The sequence below is a fragment of the Dactylosporangium sp. NPDC000244 genome, assembly GCF_040300725.1.
Taxonomy (GTDB): domain Bacteria; phylum Actinomycetota; class Actinomycetes; order Mycobacteriales; family Micromonosporaceae; genus Dactylosporangium.
This window is the reverse complement of sequence record NZ_JBEPEH010000058.1, coordinates 50586-75964: the sequence shown is the minus strand read 5'-3', so window position 1 is coordinate 75964 and position 25379 is coordinate 50586. Positions and strand designations below refer to the sequence as shown.

Genomic DNA, 25379 nt, shown 5'->3' with positions numbered 1-25379 from the left:
TCCGCCCGCGCCCGCCGCCCGGCGGGCGGGCCCGCGTGGGGGACCCGCCCGGCGGCCCCGGGGGCGGGGCCCCCCGCCGCGGCCTCGGCCTCGGCCGCGAACGACGGCTCGTCGGGCCTGAGCGGCAACGGGAACCCGACGGTCCCGGCCCCGAGCGGCGCGCCCCACACGGGCGGCGGCGACGGCCTGGGCATGCGCAACCCGCTCCTGGCCGGGGCGGGCATCGTCCTGCTGCTGGCCGCGGCCGCGCTCGTGGTCTTCCGCCCGCGCCCGGCGACCGGGCGGCGCTGACCGTGCGGCCGCCCCGGCGCCGGGTGATCGACGGCCTGACCGGCCTGCTCGCGGCCGGCGGCCTCACGCTGCTGGTGATCGGGGCGTCCCCCGCTCCCCCGCCGCCCGAGCGCCCGGCCGCCGCACCCGCCGCCTCCGGCCCGATGCCGGACCCGATCCCGATCGCGAGCTCGGCCGCGCCGGCGACGGCGGTACGGACGAACGGGCTGGGAGCGTCCGAACCCGTGCGGCTCACGATCCCCGCGATCGGGATCGACACCGCGCTCATGTCGCTCGGCCTCAACCCGGACGGCACCGTCGAGGTGCCGCCGCTCAAGCCGGGCGCGCCCGCCGGCTGGTACCGGAACCTGCGCACCCCGGGCGAGGTCGGGCCCGCGGTGCTCCTCGGCCACGTGGACACCGCCCACGACGGCCCGGCCGTGTTCTACCGGCTGCGCGAGCTGCGCCCCGGCGACACCGCGACCGTGCGCCGGGCCGACGGCACCGCGGCGGTCTTCGTGGTCGAGCGGGTGGTGGAGGTGCCGAAGACCGACTTCCCGACGGATGCCGTCTACGGCCCGGTCGACTATCCGGCCCTGCGGCTCGTGACGTGCGGCGGCACCTTCGACCGCCTCCGCCACGAGTACCGCGGCAACATCCTCGTCTACGCCCGGCTGGAACGATCCTAGGACTGCAACGATCCCAGGACCTCGTCGGTCGTCGGAGTGGCGGCGCAGCTGCGGGCCGCGTAGTCCAGGGCCATCGCGTGGTCGGCCGCGGTGAAGTCGGCCATGGCGTCGGCGACGAGGAACGGCTCCACGTCGTGCGCGTAGGCGTCGGCGGCGGTCAGCAGGCAGCCCAGGTGCGCGAAGACGCCGCACACGAGAAGCTGGTCGCGGCCCAGCCGCCGCAGCGTGTCCAGCAGCGGGGTGCGGTGGAAGGCGCTGTACCGCCACTTCGTCACGACCTCCGAGGGCGACGCGGGCTCGAGGACCAGGCCCCGGCTCGACTCGTCGGAGGTCATGCCCTCGCCCCACACGTCGTGCAGCAGGCCGCGTTCGGCCCGGGTCATGCGGCCCGGCTGGGCGGTGTACCGGATCGGGATGCCGAGGCCGGTGCACGCCGAGCGCAGCCGGGCGACGTTCGCCAGCAGCTCGCGGCCGGGCGGGACGGCGGGGTCGAAGCGGTCGACGAAGTACCGCTGCATGTCGTGGATCAGCAGCACACAGCGCGACGGGTCCGGCCGCCACGGGGCCGGCCCCGGGCGGGGCGGCGACGGCATCGGATACGAGACGACGGCGGGCATCATGCGTACAACCAATCCTGTCCGGGCAGCCCGGAGGCCGCGATCCGCTCGTCCCGGCGGCGCTGCTCGGCGCCGTCGGGGAGGTGGTACTCGTGGCCGCCCGCCACGCTCGCCGCGGCCACGCGCTCGGCCCGCGGGCGGCGGGCCGCCTCGAACCCGGCGAGGTCGCCGAGGTGGGACGGCAGCGCCGCGGCGTCCTCGATCGCCTGGGCCGCGCCCTGGGCGAGGAAGGGCGGCATCGGGTGGGCCGCGTCGCCGATGACGACGACCCCGTCCCGGTGCCAGGCCGGCAGTGGCGCGCGGGTGCGCAGCGCGAACCCCCGGGTGGCCGCCTTCGCCAGCGCGCGCACCGGCCCGTGCCAGCCCCCGAACCGCTCCCCCGGGCGGGCCACGACGACGAGGTTGAGCCCGCCGGGGATCGGATAGGCCACGACGTGCGCACCCGGGCCGAGCCAGACCGTCACCACCGATGACCCGGCCTGTGGGAGCACCGCACGGTAGGCGGTGTACCCGACGTCGACCAGCCCGCCGGGGTCCAGCAGGCCGCGGACCGTCGAGTGCAGACCGTCGGCGCCGATGACGAACGAGGCCGGCCGCAGCGTCTGTCCGAAGTGGATGCGTCCGGCACGCGCGGCGAGAGCCCGCAGCAGGTCGGCCCGCCGCAGCGTCAGATATGGGGAGCCGTAGCGGGACCGCACGGCCGGGCCGAGCGGAATCCGGCCCAGCAGCGCGCCGTCCGACCAACGGCGGATCTCGCGCGCCGAGGGCTGCAGGGATACGGCGTCCAGGTCCACGCCGAGGCCGGCGAGAATGCGCGTCGCGTTCGGCGGGAGCTGGATGCCGTAGCCCGCCGCCGGCAGGGAGGGCGCACGCTCGACGACCTCGCAGGGCACGCCGTGGGCGGCCAGGGCGACGGCCGCCGTCAGGCCGCCGATCCCGGCGCCGACGATGAGCGGCTCAGTAGTACCGCAGCGCACGGTCCCAGTCCTCGTCCGGGCCGAACAGGCCGCGCGGCTTCATCACCTCGGCGGTCGCGGTCAGCAGCCGGTGCGGGACCAGGCCGCCGGGCGGCACGGGCACGACGAGCGGCTCGACGTGCGGGTACGCGGTGCGCAGCGCCGCCGTCAGGGTCGCGGTCGCGGCGGTGCGCCAGCGGTCGGCGACCTCGATCTCCACGCCGAGGCGGGGACGGGGCCGGTCGCCGTCGACCCGCGCGCGCCAGAACCAGACGCCGAAGTCGTCCGGCAGCCCGAAGACGAGCTCCTCCAGTCCCAGCTGGGTCAGGCCGCCGCGGGCGAAGCGGCCGAGCAGGCGCACCGCGGGGAGGTGCCAGCCGCAGGGGCACTCGCGGTACGACACCTCCACCTCGTCCTCGATGGCGTAGCGCAGCAGGGGCATCGCGTCGCGGAAGAGCGGCGTCACGACCAGCCGGCCGCGCCCGTCGGGCCGCAGCTCCCCCGTGTCCGGGTCCTGCACCTCGAAGACGGCCCGGTCGGCCCACAGGTGCATGGTGCCGTGCGCGCACTCCCCGGCCAGGCTGCCGGTCTCGGTGGCGCCGTACTCCTCCACGACCGGCGCGTTCCACACCCGCCCGATGCGGGCCTTGCGCGCGGGCCCGACGGGCTCGCCGCCGACGAACAGCGCGCGCAGGCTCGGGAAGTCGCGGTAGCCGCCGACGCGCGCGGCCGCGGCCCACAGCAGCGTGTCCGTCGGCAGCGACCAGGTGAGGGTGACGCCGAGGTCGTGCAGCAGGCGTACCACCCGAGAGTAGGGCGTGGCCAGCGAGCGGTTGTCGGCCGGCACCACGGTCGCGCCGCGCAGCCGGGCGGCCGCGTGCGCGAGGTGCCCGGTGATCATCAGCGCGTACGGGGTGCGGACCAGCATCGTGTCGTCGGGCGCGATGCCGGTCCACTTGCGCGCGAAGCGCTCGGCGAGGTCGAGCCAGTCGGTCTCGGTGTAGTAGGACGCGGTCGGCTCGCCGCTGCTGCCGCTGGACTCGTGGTAGGTGGCGATGTCGGCGCGGTCGCAGGCGAGCAGGCCGAACGGGTACGCGTCGCGGAGGTCCTGCTTGGTCGTGAGCGGCTGCTCGGGCAGGGGCGCGAGGCCGCGCTCGCGGTAGAACGGGGAGCGCTCGGCCGCCGCGTACACCGCGGGGAGCCGCTCCTGCTGGAGCCGGGCGAGGCCGGCGAAGTCGTGCCAGTCGCCGATCTGGGGCAGCGTCATGAGTTCTCCAGGATCCGGTCGGCGTTGCCGAAGGAGACCAGCGCGAGCTCGTCCGGGGGCAGGCCGAGGGCGCGCAGCTTGGCGACCTCGACGCTCGGGTGCTGCAGCGGGTGCTCGGTGCCGAAGAGCACCCGGTGCGCGCCCAGCCGGCGTACCGCGAGCCGGGCCACGGCGGTGAAGCAGCCGGAGAGCTCGACGGCGATGTTGGGCAGGGGCGCGACGAGGCTGAGCCCGGCCGCGTCCAGGCCGGTGTGCCCGCAGTGGCCGGAGACGAACGTGACGTCCGGGTGCCGGCCGGCGAGGACGACGAGGTCCTCGGTGCGGGTGCCGGCCCGGCCGAGGCAGACCACGTAGACCGGGTGCCGGTGCCGCGCGGCGATGCGCACGAGCGCGTCGACCCGCGGGTCGTCGAGCCGGAAGCCGTGCACCGCCGGGGAGATCTCCAGGCCCCGGAACCGCGGCGCCGCGGCCTCGTAGCCGGCGGCGTCGCGGTACGGGTCGGCGAAGAAGAACGGCACCAGCCGCCCGCCGGACGCCTCGCACGCCCGCCGGACCCCCTCGTTGTCGGCCAGGGCCTTGCTCCGCCCGCCGTCGACGATCTGCACCGAGAGGCGGTCGAGCCCGACCACCCCGCCGGCGCAGACCGCCGCCCGCTCGACCCCGGCCTCGTCGAGGGCGCCCAGCAGGGCCTCGGCCGCGCCCGGGCCGGGGGTCAGGCGCGCGTGGAAGTCGAACATGGCGATCACTGCTCGTAGCAGAGTTCGTCGATGGGGTAGCCGACGTGGCGCTCGCGCCGGGGCAGGTACCCGACGATGCGGTCGCCGGGCTTGAGCGCGGTCGAGTTCAGCACCGCGCCGCCGGGCCCGAGGATGCGCACGTGCCAGTCGTCCTGGACGATCACGTTGACCGCCTCGCCGCCCTCGGCCACGGCGTCGATCGACAGCAGCGGCCGCGTCTCGATCTTCACCCGGCCGACGACCACCGGGCGGGTGCGCCCGTCGACCCCGACGGCCAGGACGGTGCCGCCCGCGCGCAGTTCGCTGAGGTACCGCGTGTGCTCGCCGTCCGCCAGCGTGTACGACATGATCGCGCCGGCGTTGACGCGGAACGGGCGCGTCGGCATGTACGGCAGCGGGTGGGTCTCGCTCACGCAGAGCACGAGCGCCTTGGCCCGCGACCCGACCAGGATGCCCTCGTCGCGGGCGAGATAGGTGCACGTGTCGACGCAGGCCCGCTCGCCCATCCCGGCGTGGGTGATCGCGGTGACGGTCAGCTCGGTGAGCTCCAGGTCCGGGGAGCGCCGCTCGACCGCGTCCTTGAGCCGGCCCGCCTCGCCGGGCGCGGACGGGGCCAGCATCACCCCGTCCGGGCCGTGCTCGAGCACGCCGAGGAACACGGGCGCGTCCGCGGCCCGCTCGACGGTGGTGACGATGAGCCCGTGCGCGTCGGCCGCCGCGGCCAGCACGATCTCGAGCGGGATGTTCGTCGGGTCGGCGAAGCGCAGCACGGTGACCGGGTCGCGGGTCACGCTCGCGCAGGCCTCGGCCAGGGAGTCGGCGTCGGTCACGTCGACGTGGGCGCCGAAGCGCACGCCGGGGTGGCGGGCCGCGAGCCGGCCGGGGTCGCCGTGCTGCGCCGGGTCGACGACGACCAGGTCGGCGTCGCCGAACGAGTCGGGCAGCTCCTTGCCGGGCAGCAGCACCCGGCTCACGGTCGGCGGCAGCCCGGCGAGGTCGGCCGGGTCGTCGGCGACGATCGCGTCGAAGCCCCGGTGGATCGCCTCCTGGCACAGGACGGACTTGAGCCCTTCGGCGGCCCGGATGTCGAGCCAGCACTGCTTCATGGGGGTACTCCTTCTCATCGGGTTCGGGCGGGGGTTCGGTCCGAGGTGCGGTCATGCACGAGTGCGGCGAGCCGGCGCACCATCGCGGGCGGCTCGGGGGCGTTGAAGACGAGGCGGCCCGCGGCGACCCCGCCCGCCCCGGCCCGCATGGCGGCGGCGAGGTGCTGCAGGGCGGCGGCGCTGTCGAGGGCGTCGCCACCGGCCGCGAGCACCGGGATCGGGCTGGCCTCGGTGATCGCCGCGAGGTCGTGCGCGTCGCGGGGCAGCGCCGTCTTGACCAGGTCGGCGCCGAGCTCGGCGGCGATGGCGGCGGCGTGCGCGACGAGCCGCGGGGCGCGGCCGTCGGCGATGCCGGGGCCGCGGGCGTAGACCATGGCCAGCAGCGGCACGCCCCACCGGTCGCAGTCGCCGGCGACCGCGGCCAGGTCGGCCAGCTGCCGCGGCTCGGTCGGCGAGCCCGCGTTGACGTGCACGCTGACCGCGTCGGCCCCCAGGTGCAGGGCCTCCTCGACGGAGCCGACGAGCACCTTGGCGTCGGGGTCGGCGGACAGGCCGGTGCCGGCGGACAGGTGCAGGATCAGGGAGAGGTCGCGGAAACGGTGGGCGGCCACGTGCCGCAGCGCGCCCTTGTGCAGGACCACGGCGTCGGCCCCGCCCGCGGCGAGCTCGCCGACGAGCCGGTCCAGACCCCCCGATCGTCCACTGTGGATGATCGGGGCGCCGCTGATCGGGTGATCCAGCGGCACGATGAGCAGGCCGCCGGATCCGTTGCGGTACAACCGGTCCAGCCGGACCCGGCGGGCGAAACTGTCATTGGGAGCCACGCCTACCGACGCTAGGCCCGGGCCGGTACACGCCCCACTACCTCAATGGGTAGTGGCCGCCCTCACCTGCGCGCTGCGACGGTGACGAGCATGACGCATCCGTGGTTGCAGCGTATCGCCGGAGCCGAGGCCTTCGCGCTCGTGTGCCGGGACGACCGGGTGGAGCTCCGCGTCGGGGTCCCGCTCGCCTCGATCCCGGACCCGGTGGACTCGGAGGTGGTGGCCGCGCTGCCCTACCGCACGATCGCCGAGCGCGGCCTGGCCTGCGTCGACGACGGGGCCCCGCCGCTGGCCTTCGCCGTGACCTGGTCCGCCTCCCTGCCGGTCTCCTCGGTGCTGGAGCTGCTGCCCTCGTGCTCCCCGGGCCTGCTCGACGGCCGGTTCGACCTGGACGACGCGGAGTATGCGGAGGTCGTCCGGCGGGTGGTGGAGGAGGACATCGGCGGCGGCACGGGCTCCAACTTCGTGATCCGCCGCACCTACCGGGCGCGTATCCCCGGCTTCACGCCCGCCGCCGCGCTGTCGGCCTTCGCCGGGCTGCTGCGCTCCGAGCGCGGGGCGTACTGGACGTTCCTGCTGCACTGCCGCGGCCGCACCCTGCTCGGTGCCACCCCGGAGTCGCAGGCCCGCCTCGAGCGCGGGATCGCCGCGATGAACCCGATCAGCGGCACCTACCGCTACCCGCCCGGCGGCCCGACCGCCCGAGGCCTGCGCCGGTTCCTCGCCGACCGCAAGGAGACCGAGGAGCTGTTCATGGTCGCCGACGAGGAGCTCAAGACCATGGCCCGCATCTGCGACGGCGGGGGCCGGCTGCGGGGGCCCTGGCTGCGGCCGATGTCGCGGCTGGCGCACACCGAGTACATCATCGACGGGCCCACCGGGCTCGGGCCGGCCGAGGTGCTGCGCGCGACCATGCCCGCCCCGACGGTGACCGGCAGCCCGATCGCCGCCGCGTGCCGGGTGGTCGCGGCGCGCGAGGGCACCGGGCGCGGCTACTACGGCGGGGCGATCGCGCTGCTCGCCCCGGGCGCGCTGGACTCGGCGCTGATCATCCGCACCGCGGAGATCGGGCCGGACGGGTCCGTGACCATCGGCGTCGGGGCGACGCTGGTGCGCCACGGCGACCCGGCGGCGGAGGCGGCCGAGACCCGGGCGAAGGCCGCGGCGCTGCTGGGGGCGCTGGCGGGAGAGCGGGCGGCAGCGGCAGCGCCGAAGCTCCCCGCCCTCGAGCGCGCCCTGCGCCGTCGCAACGCCGGCCTGTCCCCGTTCTGGCTCGGCCGGCCGGTGCGGCTGCGCCCGCTGTCCGGCCGGGTGCTGATCATCGACAACGAGGACGACTTCACCGCGATGCTGGCCCGGCTCACCGAGACGCTCGGGCTGCGCGTGGACGTCCGGCCGACGCTGCGTGACGGCTACGATGCGGTCGTGCTCGGCCCCGGCCCCGGTGACCCCCGCGACCGCGACGACCCGCGCATCGACCGGCTGCACGAGATCGCCGGGCGGCTGCTGGCCGAGCGGACCCCGACCCTCGCCGTCTGCCTCGGCCACCAGGTTCTCGCCGACGAGCTCGGCCTGCCGATCCGGCGGCTCGCCCGGCCGGCCCAGGGCGAGCCCCGGCGGGTGCCCGGATTCGGGCGGGTCGGCTTCTACAACACCTTCGTCGCCGTGTGCGGACCCGCCGAAGGGGCACCGAGGCATCGAATGAATGCTATTCATGCAACCACCGTGCGTAACGGCCGGCCGGAGCGAATTGGGATATTGCGGGATGCCGCGACCGGGGCGGTGCACGCAATGCGATTGGCACGAGCGCGGTCAATACAGTTTCATGTTGAATCGGTGCTGACCGAGCACGGCCCGGCGATTCTGCGGCGCCTGCTGGCCGAAATCCTGCTCGCCCCGCCGGGCGGGCCGGGAGCAGCACGATATCGGGCCGACGGAGGATGCCGTCCGGGTTCGTCCGGCTCCCCCGAATGGCTGTTCAAGTCGATCATCGAGTACCGAGAGAATCACCGCAGGCCAGCCACGATAACCGAACCGAGCGCCGCTGAGACGTCTGACAATTTGGGGTGATTTCGCTGACTGCACCGGCCGCGGGGACATTCGGGCGCGATCGGGAGCTCGCCGTCCTGCGCAAAGCGGTGTCCGGCGCCGCCGACGGCATCGGCGGGTGCACGATCGTGACCGGCTCGGCCGGCATCGGCAAGTCTCACCTGGTCCGGGCCTCGATCCTGTGCGCGCAGGCGCGCGGGGTCTCGGTCGCGGCCCGCGCCGCGTTCGAGCTCGACCGCGCGGCCCCGCTGATCACCGTCGCGGGGACGCTGCAGCAGCTGCGGCCGGCCGAGCCCGCGATCGGCTGGCTGCGCGAGGAGGACGACGCGCAGTACCGCACCCTGGAGCGGCTCGGCGCCGCGCTGGAGGACTACGCGGCCCAGCGGCCCCTGGTGATCGCGATCGACGACGCCCAGTGGATGGACGAGCTGTCCGCCCTGGCCGTCGCCGAGCTCGTCCCGGCCCTGGCCTCCTCCCCCGTGCGCTGGGTGTTCGCGCACCGCCCGGCCCCGTCCGGCACGCCCGGGCAGCAGCTCATGGAGCGCCTCGTGCGCGACGGGCACGAGCAGCTCACCCTCGGCACGCTCGACGACGACGCCGTGCGCCGGCTGTGCGCCCAGGTCGTCGGCGCCGACGTGGACAACACGGTGCTCGCCCTGGCCGGCGGCTGCGACGGCAACCCGCTGCAGATCGAGCAGCTGGTCCGGACGCTGCACATGACCGGGCAGCTGGTGGTGACCGACGGGATCGGGACCGTCGTCGGCGAGGAGCTGCCGTCGAGCTTCATCACGATCGTCGACCAGATGCTGCACGGGCTGTCCAGCGAGGCCCAGGAGCTGCTGCAGGCGGCGGCGGTGTTCGGCCGGCCGTTCGGGATCGAGGCGGTCGCCGAACTGCTCGAGGTGCGCCCCGGCCCGCTGGTCAAGCAGGTCAAGGAGGCGCTCGACGCCCGGGTGCTGGTCAACAACGGCGACGAGCTCGAGTTCGTGCACGACCTGGTGCGGCTGGCGGTGTACGGCACGCTGAACCCCGCCGTCGCGACCATGCTGCACCGCCAGGCCGCCGTGATCGCCCGCGAGGAGGGCCGCCCGCCGGTCGAGGTGGCCGAGCACCTGCTCAAGACCGGCCGCTCCGGCCGCCGCGAGGCCGTCACGATCCTGCACGAGGCCGCGCTCGAGGTCGCCCCGGCCGCGCCCAGCACCGCCGCCGACCTGATCGAGCACGCGCTGCGGGTGATCGGCGAGCACGACACCGCCCGGGTGCCGCTCGTCGCGGACGCCGTCACGCTGCTCGCCTCGGCCGGTCGGCTCGAGCGGGCGCAGGACCTGGGCGAGACCGCGCTGCGGGCCGGGCTCGACCCGCGCACCGACGCCATGCTCAAGTTCGGGCTGGCCGAGGCGTTCAAGCACGCCGGGCACAACCGGGTCGCGGTGGAGTGGGCCGACCAGGGCCTCGCCGTGCCCGCCGTGCCCGGCTCGGTCGCGGCGAAGCTGCACGCCATCCGCGCCCACGCCCGCTTCTACTCCGGCGACCTGCCCGGGGCCGACGCGGACGGCGAGGCGGCGACGGCGGCGGGGCTGACCACCGGGGAGTACGCCGCCTCGGTGTTCGGGCTCACCGGCCGCAGCCTCGTGGCCCAGGCCGAGGGCCGCCTGGACGACGCCTTCGGCCACGCCGAGCGCGCGACCGGCATCGCCGACCAGGTGCGCGGCGACGCCGCCCACCGCCACCCGCGGATCTGGCTCGGCGACGCCCAGGCCTGCCTCGACCGCTTCGACGAGGCCGAGGAGACCTACCGCCGCGGCCGCCGCGAGTCCGAGCGCCTCGGCACCGCCTGGTCCACGCCGCTGTGGCACTACTACCACGGGGCCCTGCTCACCGCCCGCGGCCGCCTCGACGACGCCGTGGCCGAGGCCGAGGCCGGCGTGGCCATCGCGCTCAACCTCACCGCCTACGCCCTGGCCGTGCCGCTGCTGGGCCAGCTCACCCGGCTCGCCGTCCTGCAGGGCGACCTGCCCCAGGCCCAGGCCCACCTCGCGCACATGCACCGGCGGATGGCGGCCGGGATCACCGCGGCCCCCGAGGACATGTACTGGCCCGAGGGCGTCCTGCAGGAGGCGATCGCCGGCCCCGAGGCGGCCCTGGCCGCGCTGACCGGCCTGATCGACGCGCTGCCCGCGCGGCCGGTGCTCATCGCGCAGGACCCGTCCACCGCCCCGGCCCTCGTGCACCTGGCGGTCCGCGCCGGCGACCTGCCCCGCGCCCGCACCGTGGTCGCCGCGGCCCGGGCCCTCGTCGCCCGCAACCCGCGCCAGCTCTCCCTCGCCGCCGCGGCCGACCACGCCGAGGGCGTGCTCACCGGCGACCCCTGGCTGCTGCGCGGCGCCGTCGAGCGCTTCCGCCGCACCCCGCGCCGCCTCGCCCTCGCCGGGGCCCTCGAGGACGCCGCCCTCAACACCGCCGACGACCAGCAGGGCCGCGCCTGGGCCGCCGAGGCCATCGCCATCGTCACCGACTGCCGGGCCGAGCGCGCCCGCCGCCGCCTCGAGTTCAGCCTCGGCGGCCCCAAGGCCCCCACCGAGCGGCCCGGGTTCCGCCCCGGCTCCCCGCTGCACCAGCTCACCCCGGCCGAGCAGAACGTGGCCCTGCAGGTCGCCCTCGGGCTCACGAACCGCCAGGTCGCCAGCGCGCTGCACCTGTCCCGGCACACCGTCGACAGCCACCTGCGCAAGATCTTCACCAAGCTCGACCTGCGCGGCCGGGTCGAGCTGGCCAACCTCGTGAACCGGGATCGCTTGAACACGTGATGTACGGGGGCACCCACCGGGCCCGAGCATGACCATTGGCGACGAAGGCGTCGCCGTGGCCGAGCGATGGGGGAACACCGGTGACGACGCCGTCGAGCGCACAGGTTCTCGTGGTCGGGGCGGGCCCGACCGGCGCGGTCCTCGCGCTGGAGCTCGCCCACCACAACGTGCCCTGCCTGGTCGTGGAGCGGGCCGTGGCCCCGCCCCGCCACCCCGGCGTCGACCGGCTGACCGGGCACGCCATGGGCCTGTTACGCCGGCTCGGCCTCGACACGGTGGTCGAGCGCTACGCGGAGGCGCCCGAGTCCGAGGACGTCGAGTGGCGCACCGGCCTCGACGACGACCCGGTGCTCGTCTCCTCCCCCGGCGCCGCGTCCGGCGGCGGGCCCGACCATCGCGTCCCGGCCGCCGACCTCGCCCGGCGCCTGCGCGACGAGCTGCGCGGGCACCCCCTCGTCGACCTGCGCGAGGGCTGGACCTTCACCGGCCTGCGCGTCGAGCCCGACGGCGCCGTCGCCACGGTGCTCGACGTGCACGCGGGCGTGCGGCACACGATCGCGGCGCGGCACCTGGTGGGCTGCGACGGCGCGCAGAGCACGGTCCGGCGCTGCGTGGAGGTGCCGATGGAGAGCCTCGGCAGCCCCGCCCGGCACTGCTCGGTGTTCTTCCGCAGCACCGACCCCCGCCTGCCCGCCAAGGACGGCCACCCCGTCGCCGTGGTCGTCGGCGGCGTGACCAGCGTGTCCCGCGGCGACGGCGACAGCTGGGTGGCCCACCTGCCGGTCGGCGCCGACGAGCCGGTCACCACCGACCCGGTCGCGATGCTGCGCTCGCGGCTCGGCAGCGGCCTGGAGGTGGCCGAGATCCTCGGCGTGGCCCAGTGGGACGACGCCCTGGCCGTCGCCGCGGCGTACCGGCGGGGCCCGGTGTTCCTGGCCGGCGAGGCCGCGCACCGCTTCCACCCGGCCGGCGAGCTCGCCGACACCAGCCTCGCCGACGCCGCCGACCTGGGCTGGAAGCTGGCCGCCGAGATCAACGGCTGGGGCGGCCCGGCCCTGCTGGCCAGCTACGAGGCCGAGCGGCGGCCGGTCGCCCTGCTCGACCGGGAGCTGCTGGCCCGCTCGCTGGAGACCCGGCGCCGGTTCGGCCGGCTCAGCGCGGCCGGGGCCGCCCCCGAGCTGCTCGCCGGGCTGCTGCGGCAGGAGGCGCACCGCCCCGACGCCCGCGCCCTGCCCGCCCGGCACGCGACCTCGGCCGTGGTGTGGCACAGCGGCGCGAGCGGCCTGGGCGGCACGATCCGCCCCGGCGGCCGGGCCCCGGACCTGCGCCTCGACGGTGGCGAGGCGCTCGCCGACCGGTTCGGCCGGGCGCTCACGCTCGTCGACCTCACCGGGGAGGCGGCCGGCGCCCCGCTCGCCGCCGCCGCCAACGGCCGCGGCATCCCCGTCACCCACCTGCCCGTCGCCGACGCGAGCGTGCGCGCCGGCTGGGACCGCCCGCTCGCCCTGGTCCGCCCGGACGGGCACGTGGCGTGGTGCGCCGACACCGTGCCGGCCGACTGGGACGCGGTCCTGGACCTGGTCAGCGGCAAGACCACGTGAATACGTGATGCCCGCGGGGGCCTCCGGAGGCGACGCTCGATAGCGCCCAGCCCACCACCGACAGGCAGGACAGAGCCGATGAGCATGACGACCCTGGCACCGCCGCTGACGGGTTCCCCGGACTTCGGCAAGGCTCTCCGCGACACCGTCGTGAGCCGGTGGCACAAGCGCCTGTCGGCCAACCCGACGGCCAAGCGCAGCCACTGGCGGACCAAGACCGTGTACTTCCGCGCGGTCGCGAGCCTCGTCGCCGCCGCGCCCGGCGCCCCGCTGACCTGGAAGAGCATCGTCGAGGCGGCCGCGCCCAACGGCAGCCGCAGCACGTTCTACGAGGTCGCCGGCGCGCACGCCCGGCACCCGATGATCGACGCGTTCATCGACGACGGCCGCACCGACTCGATCCAGCTCGCGCTGCACTACCGGCGCACCGACGCCGTCGCCCAGCTGCTCGACGAGGCCAAGGTCTGGTCCTACTGGACGCACCGCGAGCGCATGCTCGACGCCGTGGGCACCGCGGGCCCGCTCTCGCCGCTCGCGCTCGAGGCCGAGGTGTGCGAGTCGCTGTCGAAGTGGTCGCGGGCCAACCCGCAGCTCGCCGCGACGCTCGGGCACACTCCGCCCGCGTGCGCCGTCGAGGACCTGATGCTGATCCGCAACGGGAAGATGGCGGCGGTACGGGCGGCGAGCCAGCTGACCGAGCACCTGCGCCGGGCCGCCTGAGCACTTTTCACCTTCTCGCGGGCAGGGCCTAGGCTGGCGGGGTGCGACTGCGGCGGCTCGAACGGCAGTGCCGGCGGCTGATCGCGGACATCGAGGTGCCGGAGCCCTTCGACCTGTCCGTGTTCCTGTCCTACATCGCCGCGCGCCGCGGCCGCGACCTGCACCTGCATCCACAGCCCGCACCGTCCGGCTCACCGTGCGGGCTGTGGCTCGCGACCGAGCGGGCCGACCACATCTTCTACGCGGCCGGGGCCGACCCGCTGCACCGCCGGCACATCATCCTGCACGAGATCGGGCACATCCTCTGCGACCACAGGGCGCCCGGTCTCGTGCTGCCGGACCTGGACCCGGCGACCGTCGCGCGGGTGCTGCTGCGCTCGACCTACTCGGCGCCGCAGGAGCAGGTGGCCGAGATGATCGCGACGATGATCAGCGGCCGGGTGCTGCGCGGCGGTACCGCCCCGCGCACCGGCGACCCGCTCCTGCAGGGCCTGCAGGAGGCGCTCATCCCGGGTCCGGGCCGTGGCCTTCGCTGACACCCTCGAGTTCCTGGTGCTGGGCTCGCTCTGGGCGTTCACCGTCTGGCGCTTCGCGACGCCGCAGCCACCGCGGGGCCGGGCCGTCCGGCTGGTGGTCCTGCTCGCCGCGCTCTCGTTCACGTTCAACCGGCGGGAGATCTCGTTCGCCACGGACCGGCTGCTGCATGTGGCCGACGTATCGGTACCGCTGAAGAATCTGGCGACCGTCGCCGCGTCGGCCGCGATGGTCCACGTCACCAGCCTCATGCCCGGGCCGGTCGCCGACCGTCCCCGGCTGCGCCGCTGGGCCTATGCGCTGCTCGCCGCGACCGGCGTGACCATGGCGGTGCTGTTCGTGCTGGTGCCGCGCAGCCCCGCCCGCGGCGACTTCGTGGCCGAGCACGCCGGCACGCCGCTGGTCACCGCCTACGGCGTGCTGACCCAGTTCGGCCTGCTCGTCGGCCTCGCGTGCTGCCTGGCCCTGTTCCACCCCGCGGCCGGGCGGGCCGAGCGCGGCACCATGCGCGCCGGGCTGCGGCTGCTGACCGGCGGGGCGCTGGTCGGGCTGCTGTTCATCGCCAACCGGGTCGCGTTCCAGGTGAGCAACGCCCTGGGCAGCGACGTGATGAACGGCCCGGGCGCGGAGAGCCTGTCGCGGGTGATCCTGGCCGCGATGCTGCTGCTGTTCGCCTCGGGCGCGGCCCTGCCGGCGATCGGCGGGCTCCAGCGGTGGCTGGCGCACTACGCGGCCCTGCGGCGGCTGCGTCCCCTGTGGGCGGCGTCGGTGGCGGCCGTCCCGCACGTCGTGCTCGGCGATCCCCCGTCCCGCCTCGCCGACCTGCTCACGGTCCGGGGCGTGGACCTGCGCCTCTACCGCCGGATCATCGAGATCCGCGACGCGCAGTGGGAGCTGGGGCAAGCTCAGCAGGCACCCCCGGACGCCGACACGAGCCTGGTGGAGCAGGCGCGTGCGCTCCTGCGGACTGGAAGCGTTGTGACCACCCCCGAGTTGGCGCCGATCCGGCGACCCGGCCACAACGATCCCCCCGATGTCCCCAGCGCCTCGTAAACCTGAGTTGATGGGTGCACGGTGCCCGTAAATCTGAGCTTATGATGGACATTTCCATCCAACCGGCGGGATTGTCAAGGGTTGATGCGATGAGTGAGCCGACACTCGCGGCCAAGCTGGACCGCCTGTTCCGCACGGTCCACCCGGCCGGACGCGGCGAGTACACCTACGAGGAGGTGGCCGCCGCCATCCGCGAGCGCGGCGTCATGATCTCGCACACATACGTGTGGCAGTTACGCAAGGGCGCCCGCGACAACCCGACCAAGCGGCACCTGGAGGCGCTCGCCGAGTTCTTCGGCGTCAACGCCGCCTACTTCCTCGACGACGACCCGGCCACCGTCCGGCGCATCGAGGACCAGCTCGACCTGCTGGCGGTGCTGCGCGACAGCGCGGTGCGCTCGGTCGCCCTGCGGGCCGCGGGCCTGTCCGGGCCCAGCCTGGAGGCCATCCACGGCATGATCGAGCACGCGCGCCGGATCGAGGGCCTGAGCGACTCTGACTAACGTCGGACTCGCGTCGGACTAGCGTTGACGCAGGCGTCAACGTTTAGCGTGACCTCCATGCGGATCGGCGAGTTGGCGGAACAGGCGGGCACCAGCACGCGCGCCCTGCGCTACTACGAGCAGCACGGCCTCATCGCCGCGCGGCGCACCACCAACGGCTACCGCGAGTACGACGAGTCCGACCTGCGCCTGGTGCGCGAGATCCGCTCGCTGCTGGAGATCGGCTTCAACCTCGAGGACACGCGCCCCTTCGTGGAGTGCCTGCGCTCGGGCCGCGCCTCGGGCGCCGAGTGCCCGGGCTCGATCGAGGTGCTGGGCCGCAAGCTCGCCGACCTGGACGGGTGCATCGCGCGCCTGCAGGCGGTACGCGGCGTGGTGGAGCGCGAGCTGGCGCAGGCCACTGCCGAGGAGGAGCCCGCATGACGATCGAGGTCACCGACAAGACGTTCGCCGCCGAGGTACTGTCCAGCGACGTGCCCGTGCTCGTGGACTTCTGGGCCGAGTGGTGCCCGCCGTGCCATCGGATCGCGCCGATGCTGGAGGAGCTGTCGACCGAGTACTCGGGGCGGGTCCGCATCGTGAAGCTCAACGCCGACGAGAACCCGGTCACGGCTCGCGCCTACGGGGTGCTGTCCATGCCCACGCTGGCGGTGTTCCGCTCGGGGGAGCTGGTGTCGTGGCACGTGGGCGCGCGGCCCAAGGCGAAGCTGCGCGAACAGCTGGACTCGGCGCTGTGAGGTGTTGCGGGCGATAAGTCGGGCGCTCCGCGCCACGACTTATCGGATTTATACCCCGGCGCCGGATTTGTCGGATTCCACGGCGCGCCCGCTTCGTGCGGGCATCGGCTTCTTTGGCTTCTTCTGGCGCTTCGAGCGCTTCCGGTGCCTCGAGCGCTTCCGGTGCTTCGGGTGCTTCGGCGGGCGGCTTCCCGTGAGCGGCTGCCTGCCGCAACCTTCGGCGGGCGGCCTCCGACGGCGGCTTCCGGCACCGAGCTTGGCGGTGATCCGCGGTGGCATCTGTGAGCGGCGGCCTTCGGCCGGAGCCGAATCACAGGTGGCGGGGCGGTAAGGGCAGACTACCCTTTGCACTGTGTCCGTCCTTCCGCCCGGGCCACCGCGGCCCGCCCCCGTGTCCCACACCGGCCGGGTCGTGCGCGCCGAGCGCCTGACCCCGAACATGCACCGCGTCGTGCTCGGCGGCGACGGGCTGGCCCGGTTCGCCGCGGGAGAGCACACCGACCACTACGTCAAGCTGATGTTCCCGCGCCCCGGCGTGGACTATCCGCAGCCGTTCGACCCGGTGGACGCCCGCGCGTCGATGCCGCGGGAGCTGTGGCCGGTCACGCGGACGTACACCGTACGCGAGTGGAACCCGGCCACCCGCGAACTCACGCTCGACTTCGTGCTGCACGGCGACAGCGGGCTGGCCGCGCAGTGGGCGGTCAACGCCCGCCCCGGCGACGAGCTGCACTTCGGCGGCCCCGGCGGCGCATACTCGCCCGACCCCGCCGCCACCTGGCACCTCCTCGCCGGCGACGAGAGCGCCCTGCCCGCGATCGCCGCCGCCCTGCCCCGCGTCCCGGCCGGCGCCACCTGCACCGCGTTCGTCGAGCTCGGGAACCCGCAGGACCGGCAGGACATCCCCGGCATCACGTGGCTGGACCGCGGCACCGGCCCGATCGGCTCGGCGCTGGTGCCGGCCGTGCTCGCGCTGCCGTGGCCCACCGGCGCCGGCCCGGAGGCGGTGCACGCCTTCGTGCACGGGGAGGCGTCGTTCGTGAAGGAGCTGCGACGGTACCTCCGTATCGACCGCTCCCTCCCCCGCGAACGCATGTCCGTGTCGGGGTACTGGCGCATGGGCCACGACGAGGACGGCTGGCAGGCCTCGAAACGCGCGTGGAACGCCCAGATCGAGGCCGAACAGGAGCCGGCCTTCTCCTAGCCTCTCCCCCGCACCCAGCCCTTCCCGCCCTTCACCCTTCCACCGCCCAGCACCGGCTCCGGGCAGGCGCCGCGACGCGCTCCGACGCCGGCAGCGCCCGCACGCCGCGAGTCGCGGAGCCGCGAGTCGCGAGCCGCGAGCCGCGAGCCGCGAGCCACGAGCCGCGAGCCACGAGCGGGCGCTGGCTCGCGACGCCGGCAGTGCCCGCGCTACGGCGCCGCGAGCGGTGCCGGTGGCGACTCCCGAGCCCGGTTTCGGGGTCCGGTCACAGCACCGGCGCCGTGATGGTGAACCGCGCCTCGACCGTGGCCGTCACGCGCTGGCGTTCGGGGTCCAGCTGCAGGTCCGCGTACCCGCCGCCACCGCTCGACTTGCTGCGCAGCAGGCCGCCGCCGTACCCCTGCGAGAACGGCTGCACCCCCTCGGCGCGCCCGAGGCCGGGGTCGGCCAGCTCGACGAGCTCGATCACCTCGGCGCCGAGCGCCTCCGCGTATTCGCGGGCCCGCGCGATCGCATTCTCGACCGCCGACCGCCGCGCGTCCTTGTGCACCGGGCTGTCCGGCCGCACCGACCAGACCGGCCCGTGCACCTGAGCCTGCTCCTGCCCGGCGACGGCGAGCATGATCTCCCCGAGCGCCGCGAAGTCGCGGATGCGGACCGTGGTCGAGACGCTGCCGTTGTACGCCGAGACGCGCTCCCCGCGTTTGCCCGAGCTCTCCGGGTACACGTGAAGGCCTGAGGTTTCTCGCTTTTCGACGGCTTCGCCGAAGCGCTCGACGAGCTGCCGAAGACCATCGGCGCGCTCCCGCAGCCGCCCGAGCGTCGTGTCCCGGTCCCGATCACGCGCCGACACCACCACCGTGAACTCGGCGATTTCGGGATCAACCTCGCGCACGGACTCGCCTCGCACCGCAACCGTCGTCATGCCGCACAGCGTAGGAGCCGCGCGCCGCCCACCTTCCCAGCGCGTCGGCATTTCGCCGGCACGGGGGTCCTCAGGCGCCTCGGGGAATCCTTCCGCAGCCGGGTGTCCAGCGGCGGCGCCGGGGTTCGCCTGCCCCGCCCGGTTACGAGCCGGCGCCCTGGCCCGCTTCGAACGAGCGCCGCTTGCGCTTGCGCCGCTCGACGCCGCCGCCCGGCAGCGAGGACGACCGACGGCTCCACGTCGCGCGGGTTACGAGCCGGCGCCCTGGCCCTCTTCGAGGGAGCGCCGCTTGCGCTTGCGCCGCTCGACGCCCACGCCGCCCCACATCGCGAACCCGGTGACGGTGATCCGCGGGGCGCCGTGGCGCCCCGGGCCGGACGCGTCGTGCCCGAAGCCGCCCATGAACCCGCTGCCGGTCACGTGCACCTCGGCGTCCTGCGGCACGATGACGTTCACGCCGCCCATGAGGGCGAACGCGCGGATCTTCACCTCGCCGTGGAGCATGCGGGCCTCGCGTAGGTCGACCGTACCGCCGCCCCAGAACGCGAAGCACGTGAACACCTTCGGCACCACCCAGGCGCCGCGGCGGGTGAAGCCGCTCATGACCGCCACGGCCGAACCGGTCGCGGGCACCTCGCCGGGGCGGGGCGGCACGCCGTCCATCATCGGCAGCGGGGCGGACCCGGCGGTGGGCAGGTCGCGGACGACGGGCTCGAGATCGGCGTACGTGCGGGCCGCGTACACCGCATGCAACCGCTCATCGACCTCGTCCAGGTCGAGCCGCCCCTCGGCGGCCGCGGTGCGCAGCACCTCGGCGACACGCTCGCGGTCGGCGTCCGAGGCTCGCAGTTGCCGCGGGTCGATGCGCTCGGGCAGATCGGCCATGGCGAACAGCGTAGGCCGTACGCACACCATCGCGGGACCCGGATCGCGCCGCCTCGGCCACGCCACGCGCCCACGCCCCGACTCGATCGGCCCGAACCCGGCCACGACCCGCACTGCCGCACGACTCCGCTCCGCACGACTCCGCTCCGCGGTCGCGTGCGTCCGTGCGCGCGTGTCGTGAGGTCGTGTCGCGCACGTCCACTGCGCGTCTTTGCGCGCCGGGTGCTCGGTTGTGCGCGGGTCGTGGGTGGCGTGATCGGCCGGTCGGCCATCACGTGCGTCGGCCGAGTGGACGCGTGGTGGGTGCCGAACAGGCGAGCGGGTGCCGATGCCGCGTCGCCCAACGGCCATCACGCGTGTCCCCCGGTGGGCCCGGTCGCGGCGACGAGCGGGCGGCCGCGGGTCGACGTGCGGTCACGATTCGGGTGTCACGCGAGCCGGCCGTGCGGGTGTGAGTATCGGCCGTGCGGGTGTGAGTTGGGCGTCAGGCGGGCGAGTCCGGGTCGGCGGGAGCGACGTTCGGTGCCGTATGAGTGACCGATTGTCCACTGTGGTCGCGACACGTCCGGAAAATTCGGGATAAAACGGTCTCGACGCGTATCCTGCCCGAAACAACCTCTTCGCAAACCGAAGACTTGCGCAAGGGGCTCGGTAGCGTTTTGGATGTGCTGGCGGGCCGTGTGCCACCGTCCGTGAGCGGCGGCGTCAAGCTTCCCGATCGTATGGAGGATCGATTCATGACCCATGGCGGGGATCTGTTGACGCAGCGCGAGGGCGACGCGGCGCGGCCCAATTTCACGCAACAGGTCCGGGGCTACGACAAGCGCCAGGTCGACCAGTACCTCAACCAGCTCGACCGGCAGATCGCGAGCCTCACGAACGACCGCAAGCGCGCGGCCGGGCAGGCCCAGGATCTGAGCAACCAGGTGCAGGACCTGACCGCACAGCTCAAGCAGCTGCAGGCGGAGCTGGTCGAGGTGAAGCAGCGGCCGGCCCGGGTCGACCGCGCCTCCTTCCGCCACCTCGGCCCGATGGTCGACCAGATCCTCGCGCTGGCCGAGAAGCAGGCCGGCGTGATCATCGACAACACCGAGCAGAAGGCCGCCGAGCACCAGGCGAACGCCGAGAAGGCGCTCGCCGAGGCCAAGGAGCGCGCCGAGAAGCTCATCGCCGACGGTGAGGGCGCGCGCGAGCGCTCCGAGGCCGAGGCCAAGCGCATCCACGAGCAGAGCGTCGAGCACATGGAGAAGACGCGCTCCGAGGCCGACGCCCTGGCCGAGGCCGCGCGGCAGCAGGTGCTCGCCGAGGTCAAGGCCGGCCGGGCGCAGGCCCAGCAGGAGCTGGCGCAGTGGAAGGCCGCGGCGCAGCGCGAGATCGAGGAGCTCAAGGCCGCCTGCGACCGCGAGCTCACCGAGCAGCGCCAGAGCACCGAGCGTGACCTGACCCAGCAGCGCCAGGCCTCGGACCAGAAGAACGCGGCCCTGCACGCGGACGCGCAGAAGTTCGCCGCGGACCTGCGCAAGCGCTCCGAGGAGGAGAACGCTCGCCATCAGCAGCAGCTGGCGGCGGTACAGCAGGACATCCAGGCTCGCCAGAAGGCCCTCACGCAGCTGCAGACCGAGCTGGAGTCGACCCAGACCAAGCTGGCCGACGCCCGCCGTGAGTCGACGGAGCTCGGCCGCGAGGTGACGACGCTCCAGCAGCGCCTGGGCGAGACCAAGCAGAGCCTCACCAGCGAGCTGACCCGCCTCGAGCACGCCCGCCAGGCCGCGGACTCGGCCGAGCGGCACGCCAAGGAGGTCCGGGCGCGCGTCCAGCGCGAGGCGAAGCGCGTGGCCGACCTCGCCGCGGCGGCGGTCATGGCCGCGGCGGCCGGCGGTGGCGGCGACACCGGCGAATACCCGAAGGTGCCGGCCCGCCAGATCCCCGAGCAGCTCCCGACGCAGCCGGACAGCGCCTCGGCTCAGGACGCCCGCCGCGAGGAGACGGCCCCCGAGCAGGCCTGACAACGCTGTTCCGCACTTCCCGAACGGCCGCCGCGACACATCGCGGCGGCCGTTCGCCGCTCACGGCGGAGTCGCCGCGCGATCCCCCGGTCGGGTGCTGCGCACCCGAAATATCCGTATTTTTCGCCTGACGGAGCATCAGCTCAGTTCGTCCCGTGGCCGGGCACAGCGCGGCGAGCTGGGCCGGGAACGGCGCGGGCCGGGAACGGCGCGGGCCGGGAACGGCGCGGGCCGGGAACGGCGCGGGCCGGGAACGGCGCGGGCCGGGAACGGCGCGGCGCGGCGCGGCGCGGCAGGAGCCGGAATGCATCGGCTTCATGGCTCGCGCGGGGGCGTCGAACGGCCGCCGCGAACGCGTACGCGCGCCGGTGCCGATGGCGCGGCGATTCCTCTACCGTCCAGCGTGGTGTGGGACTCGCGGAGGTGGTGGGCGTGAGGATCGTGGCCGTCGTCAACAACAAGGGCGGCGTGGGCAAGACGACGATTACCGCCAATCTCGGCGCCGGACTCGCCGCGCGCGGTCTCAAGGTTCTCATGATCGACCTCGACCCGCAGGCGAGCCTCACCAAGTCGTTCTTCACCGTCGACGAGTCGCAGCTGTTCCTGTCGAAGCTGCAGACCGTCGGCGCGTGGTTCCGCGCGCCGGACAAGGGCCGCGCGCAGGTGCTCGCCGATCTCGTGTTCAGCCCGCCGCGGTGCAACGCGCTGATCGGCAAGCAGGGCGGCTGGCTCGAGCTCGTACCGTCGGATCCCCTCATCATCAACTCCGAGAGCCTCATTCCGGGCTCCGTGGACAACTCCGGTCAGATCAAGCCGTCGAAGTTTGTCGCCCTGCACCGGCGGCTCGCGGAGGATCTGAGCGATCCGGCGTTCTCGAAGTACGACGTCGTGCTCGTCGACTGCGCGCCCGCGTTCTCGCTCACCACGAAGATGGCGACGGTCGCCGCCGACATGCTGCTCATGCCCGCCCGGCCCGATTTCCTGTCCACCGAGGCGATCCAGGTCATGGGCCAGCGGCTCCTGGAGCTGACCAAGGCGTTCAACCAGCACCGCGAGGCCGCGCCGGCGGAGGCGCCGCCGATGCGCATGCCGCGCGTGGCCGTGCTGTTCACGATGGTGCAGTGGTACAACGGCAGCCCCATCGACGTGCAGGCCCAGTTCATCAACGAGGTGAAGGCGCTCGGCGTGCCGGTGTTCGACACGCTCATCCGGGACCGCAGCAACGCGTACGCGGCGTCGGGCCGGCACGGGGTGCCCACGATCATGGCGGGCGGCGTGGCACCCGAGGTGCGCACGAACCTGCACGACTGCGTCGACGAGCTGCTCAAGATGTTCGAGAGGTTGTGACGTGACCCAATCCCCCAAGCTGGCCGCCCTCGCGCTCAACGAGATCGGCCGGCTCCTCGGCGCCCTGACCGAGGAGCAGCTGGCGGCCCTGGCCGAGGGCCGCGCCCACGTCGAGTTCCGCGACACCGACGGCACCGTGGCCGCCCTGCGCACGGCACCCGTCCGTGCGAACGCGGAGGGTGAGCGGGCGGGCGGCGAAACGGCGGCGCCCGCGCGCGCGACGGCGAAGCCGGCCCGCTCCGCCGTCGACCTCGACGCGATCATCGCGGACATCAAGGCGCTCACCGAGGAGGACGCCGTCGAGCGGTACCTCATCGGCCGCGACAAGGAGCTCTCGCTCCCCCTGATGCGCGAGCTCGCCGACCGCATCGGCCCGCCGGTGACGTCGAAGGGCGCCAAGTCCAAGGCCCAGCTGCGCAAGAACATCGCCGCGGGCACGGCGGGCCTGCTCAACCGCCCCGCGTCGGTCTTCTCCGGCAGCTGGGACCGCTAAAGCTAGTCGGTGCTGCTGGCCGGCAGCGCGATCCGCTCGCCGGCCCACGGCTTCTCGTCGACCGCCGGCAGGTGCGCCACCGAGCGCATGGACGCCCGCTCCCGCTCGATGATGTCCGTCCACTCCTGCGCGGTACCGGAGACGACGAACGGCCCGATCGGCACCTCGATCGCGTCCTCGAGCACCTGCACCGGCACCGACTCGCCGTTGATCTCCACGTCGCCGTCCCGGCCCTCGGTGCAGGCCGCCTCGATCGCGGCCGCGAAGTCCTCCATCTCGGTCGTGCCCGACCACTGCACGCCGGCGCCGGAGGCGCGGAAGAGCAGCCGGCCGGGAATCCAGGCGCTGCCGTACAGCACCATGGTGAGCTTGTAGCCGTCGCTCGTCGTGGCCGGCCCGCTCGGCAGGGCCTGGTCGAGCCATTTCGGGCGGAACGACGCGAGCAGGTCGGTCATCGCCTCGGCCAGCAGCCGCCGCCGCTGCGCGAGGAACCGGGGGAACGCCGCCGCGGCGCGCAGGTCCTCGTCCAGCGGGATGTAGTGGGCCTGGAGCGTGTCCGCCTCGACGCTCGGGAAGTAGTCGACGGGCGAGCGGTCACTGATCTTCAGGTTGGCCTTGCGGGAGATGAAGGCGAGGTTGGCCAGGTCGTTGATCTCGCCCTTGTCGTAGCGGTCGAGCGTGGCCACGGGGTGGACGTGGTGGTACTGCAGCTGGAAGTCGTCGCTCTCCCCCGGCATGATCGAGGTCGCGTACCACCAGTCGCGGGCGCCGTTGCGCTGGGCGACGAGGAGGCTCAGGAAGAAGTACGGGCTCTCCTTCGACCGGCCGGCCAGGGACTCCGCGGTGATGCTGGGCACGGCCTGCAGCACGCCGAGGTTGCGCAGCAGCTCCCGGGCCGGCTCGGGCTTGCGGGCGGCCTGGATGTCGCGGGCCAGATTGGTGTCGGAGGACGTCGAGTAGCGGGCCCGGATCGTCGCGATGAGCAGCCAGTAGAGCAGCGCGTCGGCGGTCTGCCGCTCCATCGGCCCGTCGGGGCGCTCGCCGAGCAGGACGATGAGCGGGATCAGCGCCACGAGCGAGGGCAGCGGGCCGGACCGGGCGAGCCTGAGGTTCGCCTTCAGCAGCGGGACCAGGTGCCGCAGGCCGCGCTGCACCGTCTCCCACGCCTTGGCCAGGTCCGCCTCGCCGACCCGGCTGAGATCGTTCACCGACCAGGAGGACATGCCGCCGCCGAACAGTACGCCCGCGAAGGCCCGGGCCAGGAACTCCACGTCGAGGTCGCCGTAGCCCGCGCGCTGCCAGTGACCCGCCTCCTTCTGGAACTTGTCCAGCACGCCGGGCCACTTGGCCGAGAGCGTGGACATCGCCAGGTCGGCCCGGCTGAGGTGCCGGCCCGCGCTGTTGACCCGCACGAAGATCTCGGAGACCTCCTGGTACCCGCACTCGCGCAGCGTCTCGACGTGGAAGGTCCGGTCCCCGAGCGAGCGGACCGCGCCCACGCGCGTCTCGATCTCCAGTTCGTCGAGCTGGCAGCCCGCGGCCCGCAGACGTTTGATCAACGAGACGAGCGACTCGTCGCGCCGCAGCAGCGAGTACACCTTGATCCAGCTCGGATCCGCCTGCGTTGCGGCGCTCTGGTTCTGGAACCGCTCCTTCTCGACGTGGAAGACGATCTGGGCCTCGGGGTGGTCGTGGAAGACCCGGTGCAGGGAGGTCAGCCGCTGCTGGCCGTCGAGGAGGTAGAGCGGCGGCTGGACCGGCTGCTCCGCGACCCCGGTGACCGCGAGCTCCCGCGTGGCCGGGGCCTCGTCGGACTGCCAGAACAGCAGCGAGCCGAACGGGAAGCCGTGATACAGCGAGTCGACCAGCTTGGCGACCTGCGTCGGGCGCCAGACGTAGCTGCGCTGCAGCTCCGGCAGCCGGATCTCGGTGCGCGAGATCTGCCGCATCAGCTCACTGACATGCAGGGTCGCCCGGTCGATATGCATGGCAGCGATCCTTCCCGCGGGGCGGCGGGCACGGTAGCGCCCGGTCGCGCTTGTCGGGACG

Annotated in this window: 23 protein-coding genes and 1 pseudogene; 15 read left to right on the top strand and 9 right to left on the bottom strand. The window is 74.3% G+C overall.

Annotation, left to right across the window (positions count from 1 at the left end):
• Together ABT369_RS51895 and ABT369_RS51890 are read left to right on the top strand one after the other, a co-directional pair.
• Positions 1-291, top strand: a pseudogene (locus ABT369_RS51895) (hypothetical protein); the annotation flags it as partial.
• A gap of 2 nt (positions 292-293) precedes the next feature.
• Entirely contained in the window at positions 294-959 is a 666-nt protein-coding gene (locus ABT369_RS51890; protein ID WP_350625036.1) for a class F sortase, read from the top strand.
• Here ABT369_RS51890 and ABT369_RS51885 read toward each other — a convergent pair.
• Genes ABT369_RS51885 through ABT369_RS51860 form a run of 6 tightly spaced genes read right to left on the bottom strand, consistent with a single transcriptional unit; the run spans position 956 to position 6466 of the window.
• Positions 956-1579: an isochorismatase family protein gene (locus ABT369_RS51885; RefSeq protein WP_350625034.1), complete on the bottom strand. Its 624-nt coding sequence runs from the start codon at positions 1577-1579 to the stop codon at positions 956-958. The genes ABT369_RS51890 and ABT369_RS51885 overlap by 4 nt on opposite strands.
• Positions 1576-2553 (bottom strand): FAD-dependent monooxygenase, encoded by a 978-nt coding sequence (locus ABT369_RS51880; protein WP_350625032.1) that lies wholly within the window; start codon positions 2551-2553, stop codon positions 1576-1578. The genes ABT369_RS51885 and ABT369_RS51880 overlap by 4 nt, the downstream gene beginning before the upstream one ends.
• Positions 2534-3799, bottom strand: a complete 1266-nt coding sequence (locus ABT369_RS51875; RefSeq protein ID WP_350625030.1) for a phenylacetate--CoA ligase family protein — start codon at positions 3797-3799, stop codon at positions 2534-2536. The genes ABT369_RS51880 and ABT369_RS51875 overlap by 20 nt, the downstream gene beginning before the upstream one ends.
• A complete protein-coding gene (locus ABT369_RS51870) occupies positions 3796-4536 on the bottom strand; it encodes an amidohydrolase family protein (protein WP_350625042.1) in 741 nt (246 codons plus the stop codon). The genes ABT369_RS51875 and ABT369_RS51870 overlap by 4 nt, the downstream gene beginning before the upstream one ends.
• 5 nt (positions 4537-4541) lie before the next feature.
• Entirely contained in the window at positions 4542-5642 is a 1101-nt protein-coding gene (locus ABT369_RS51865) for a 3-dehydroquinate synthase II family protein (protein WP_350625028.1), read from the bottom strand.
• 14 nt (positions 5643-5656) lie between these two features.
• Positions 5657-6466: a 2-amino-3,7-dideoxy-D-threo-hept-6-ulosonate synthase gene (locus ABT369_RS51860; protein WP_350625026.1), complete on the bottom strand. Its 810-nt coding sequence runs from the start codon at positions 6464-6466 to the stop codon at positions 5657-5659.
• A 90-nt stretch (positions 6467-6556) separates the two neighbouring features.
• Between ABT369_RS51860 and ABT369_RS51855 the strand changes: the two genes are divergently transcribed.
• From ABT369_RS51855 to ABT369_RS51810, 10 genes are all read left to right on the top strand, one after another.
• Positions 6557-8536 (top strand): anthranilate synthase family protein, encoded by a 1980-nt coding sequence (locus ABT369_RS51855; protein ID WP_350625024.1) that lies wholly within the window; start codon positions 6557-6559, stop codon positions 8534-8536.
• Positions 8533-11322: an ATP-binding protein gene (locus ABT369_RS51850; protein WP_350625022.1), complete on the top strand. Its 2790-nt coding sequence runs from the start codon at positions 8533-8535 to the stop codon at positions 11320-11322. Before ABT369_RS51855 ends, ABT369_RS51850 begins: the two co-directional genes overlap by 4 nt.
• A gap of 80 nt (positions 11323-11402) precedes the next feature.
• A complete protein-coding gene (locus ABT369_RS51845) occupies positions 11403-12923 on the top strand; it encodes an FAD-dependent monooxygenase (protein WP_350625020.1) in 1521 nt (506 codons plus the stop codon).
• A gap of 78 nt (positions 12924-13001) precedes the next feature.
• Positions 13002-13643: a hypothetical protein gene (locus ABT369_RS51840; protein ID WP_350625018.1), complete on the top strand. Its 642-nt coding sequence runs from the start codon at positions 13002-13004 to the stop codon at positions 13641-13643.
• Positions 13644-13684: 41 nt separating this feature from the next.
• On the top strand, positions 13685-14179 hold the full coding sequence (locus ABT369_RS51835; protein WP_350625016.1) for a hypothetical protein: 495 nt from the start codon (positions 13685-13687) through the stop codon (positions 14177-14179).
• On the top strand, positions 14166-15230 hold the full coding sequence (locus tag ABT369_RS51830) for an MAB_1171c family putative transporter (protein WP_350625014.1): 1065 nt from the start codon (positions 14166-14168) through the stop codon (positions 15228-15230). The genes ABT369_RS51835 and ABT369_RS51830 overlap by 14 nt, the downstream gene beginning before the upstream one ends.
• 89 nt (positions 15231-15319) lie before the next feature.
• Positions 15320-15733: an XRE family transcriptional regulator gene (locus ABT369_RS51825; protein ID WP_350625012.1), complete on the top strand. Its 414-nt coding sequence runs from the start codon at positions 15320-15322 to the stop codon at positions 15731-15733.
• Positions 15734-15790: 57 nt separating this feature from the next.
• Positions 15791-16156, top strand: coding sequence for a MerR family transcriptional regulator (locus ABT369_RS51820; RefSeq protein ID WP_350625010.1), 366 nt, complete (start codon positions 15791-15793; stop codon positions 16154-16156).
• A complete protein-coding gene (trxA, locus tag ABT369_RS51815) occupies positions 16153-16470 on the top strand; it encodes a thioredoxin (RefSeq protein WP_350625008.1) in 318 nt (105 codons plus the stop codon). Before ABT369_RS51820 ends, trxA begins: the two co-directional genes overlap by 4 nt.
• 352 nt (positions 16471-16822) lie before the next feature.
• The gene (locus tag ABT369_RS51810) at positions 16823-17674 is read left to right on the top strand and encodes a siderophore-interacting protein (RefSeq protein ID WP_350625006.1); all 852 of its coding nucleotides are present in this window, start codon (positions 16823-16825) and stop codon (positions 17672-17674) included.
• A gap of 265 nt (positions 17675-17939) precedes the next feature.
• Here the strand turns inward: ABT369_RS51810 and ABT369_RS51805 are convergent, their stop codons facing one another.
• Complete coding sequence (locus ABT369_RS51805) at positions 17940-18599, bottom strand: SIMPL domain-containing protein (protein WP_350625004.1); 660 nt, start codon at positions 18597-18599, stop codon at positions 17940-17942.
• A gap of 249 nt (positions 18600-18848) precedes the next feature.
• Positions 18849-19484, bottom strand: coding sequence for a DUF1707 domain-containing protein (locus tag ABT369_RS51800; RefSeq protein ID WP_350625002.1), 636 nt, complete (start codon positions 19482-19484; stop codon positions 18849-18851).
• 737 nt (positions 19485-20221) lie between these two features.
• Here ABT369_RS51800 and ABT369_RS51795 point away from each other — a divergent pair.
• The 3 genes from ABT369_RS51795 (at position 20222) to ABT369_RS51785 (ending at position 23330) form a co-directional block, all read left to right on the top strand.
• Positions 20222-21490 (top strand): coiled-coil domain-containing protein, encoded by a 1269-nt coding sequence (locus ABT369_RS51795; RefSeq protein WP_350625000.1) that lies wholly within the window; start codon positions 20222-20224, stop codon positions 21488-21490.
• A 432-nt stretch (positions 21491-21922) separates the two neighbouring features.
• Entirely contained in the window at positions 21923-22837 is a 915-nt protein-coding gene (locus tag ABT369_RS51790) for a ParA family protein (protein WP_350624998.1), read from the top strand.
• A 1-nt stretch (position 22838) separates the two neighbouring features.
• Complete coding sequence (locus ABT369_RS51785; RefSeq protein WP_350624996.1) at positions 22839-23330, top strand: hypothetical protein; 492 nt, start codon at positions 22839-22841, stop codon at positions 23328-23330.
• A 2-nt stretch (positions 23331-23332) separates the two neighbouring features.
• On the opposite strand, the gene ABT369_RS51780 is transcribed toward ABT369_RS51785, so the two are convergent.
• Positions 23333-25318 carry a GmrSD restriction endonuclease domain-containing protein gene (locus ABT369_RS51780; RefSeq protein ID WP_350624994.1) on the bottom strand — a complete coding sequence of 662 codons (1986 nt, stop codon included), beginning with the start codon at positions 25316-25318 and terminating at the stop codon, positions 23333-23335.
• Positions 25319-25379: the final 61 nt, after the last annotated feature.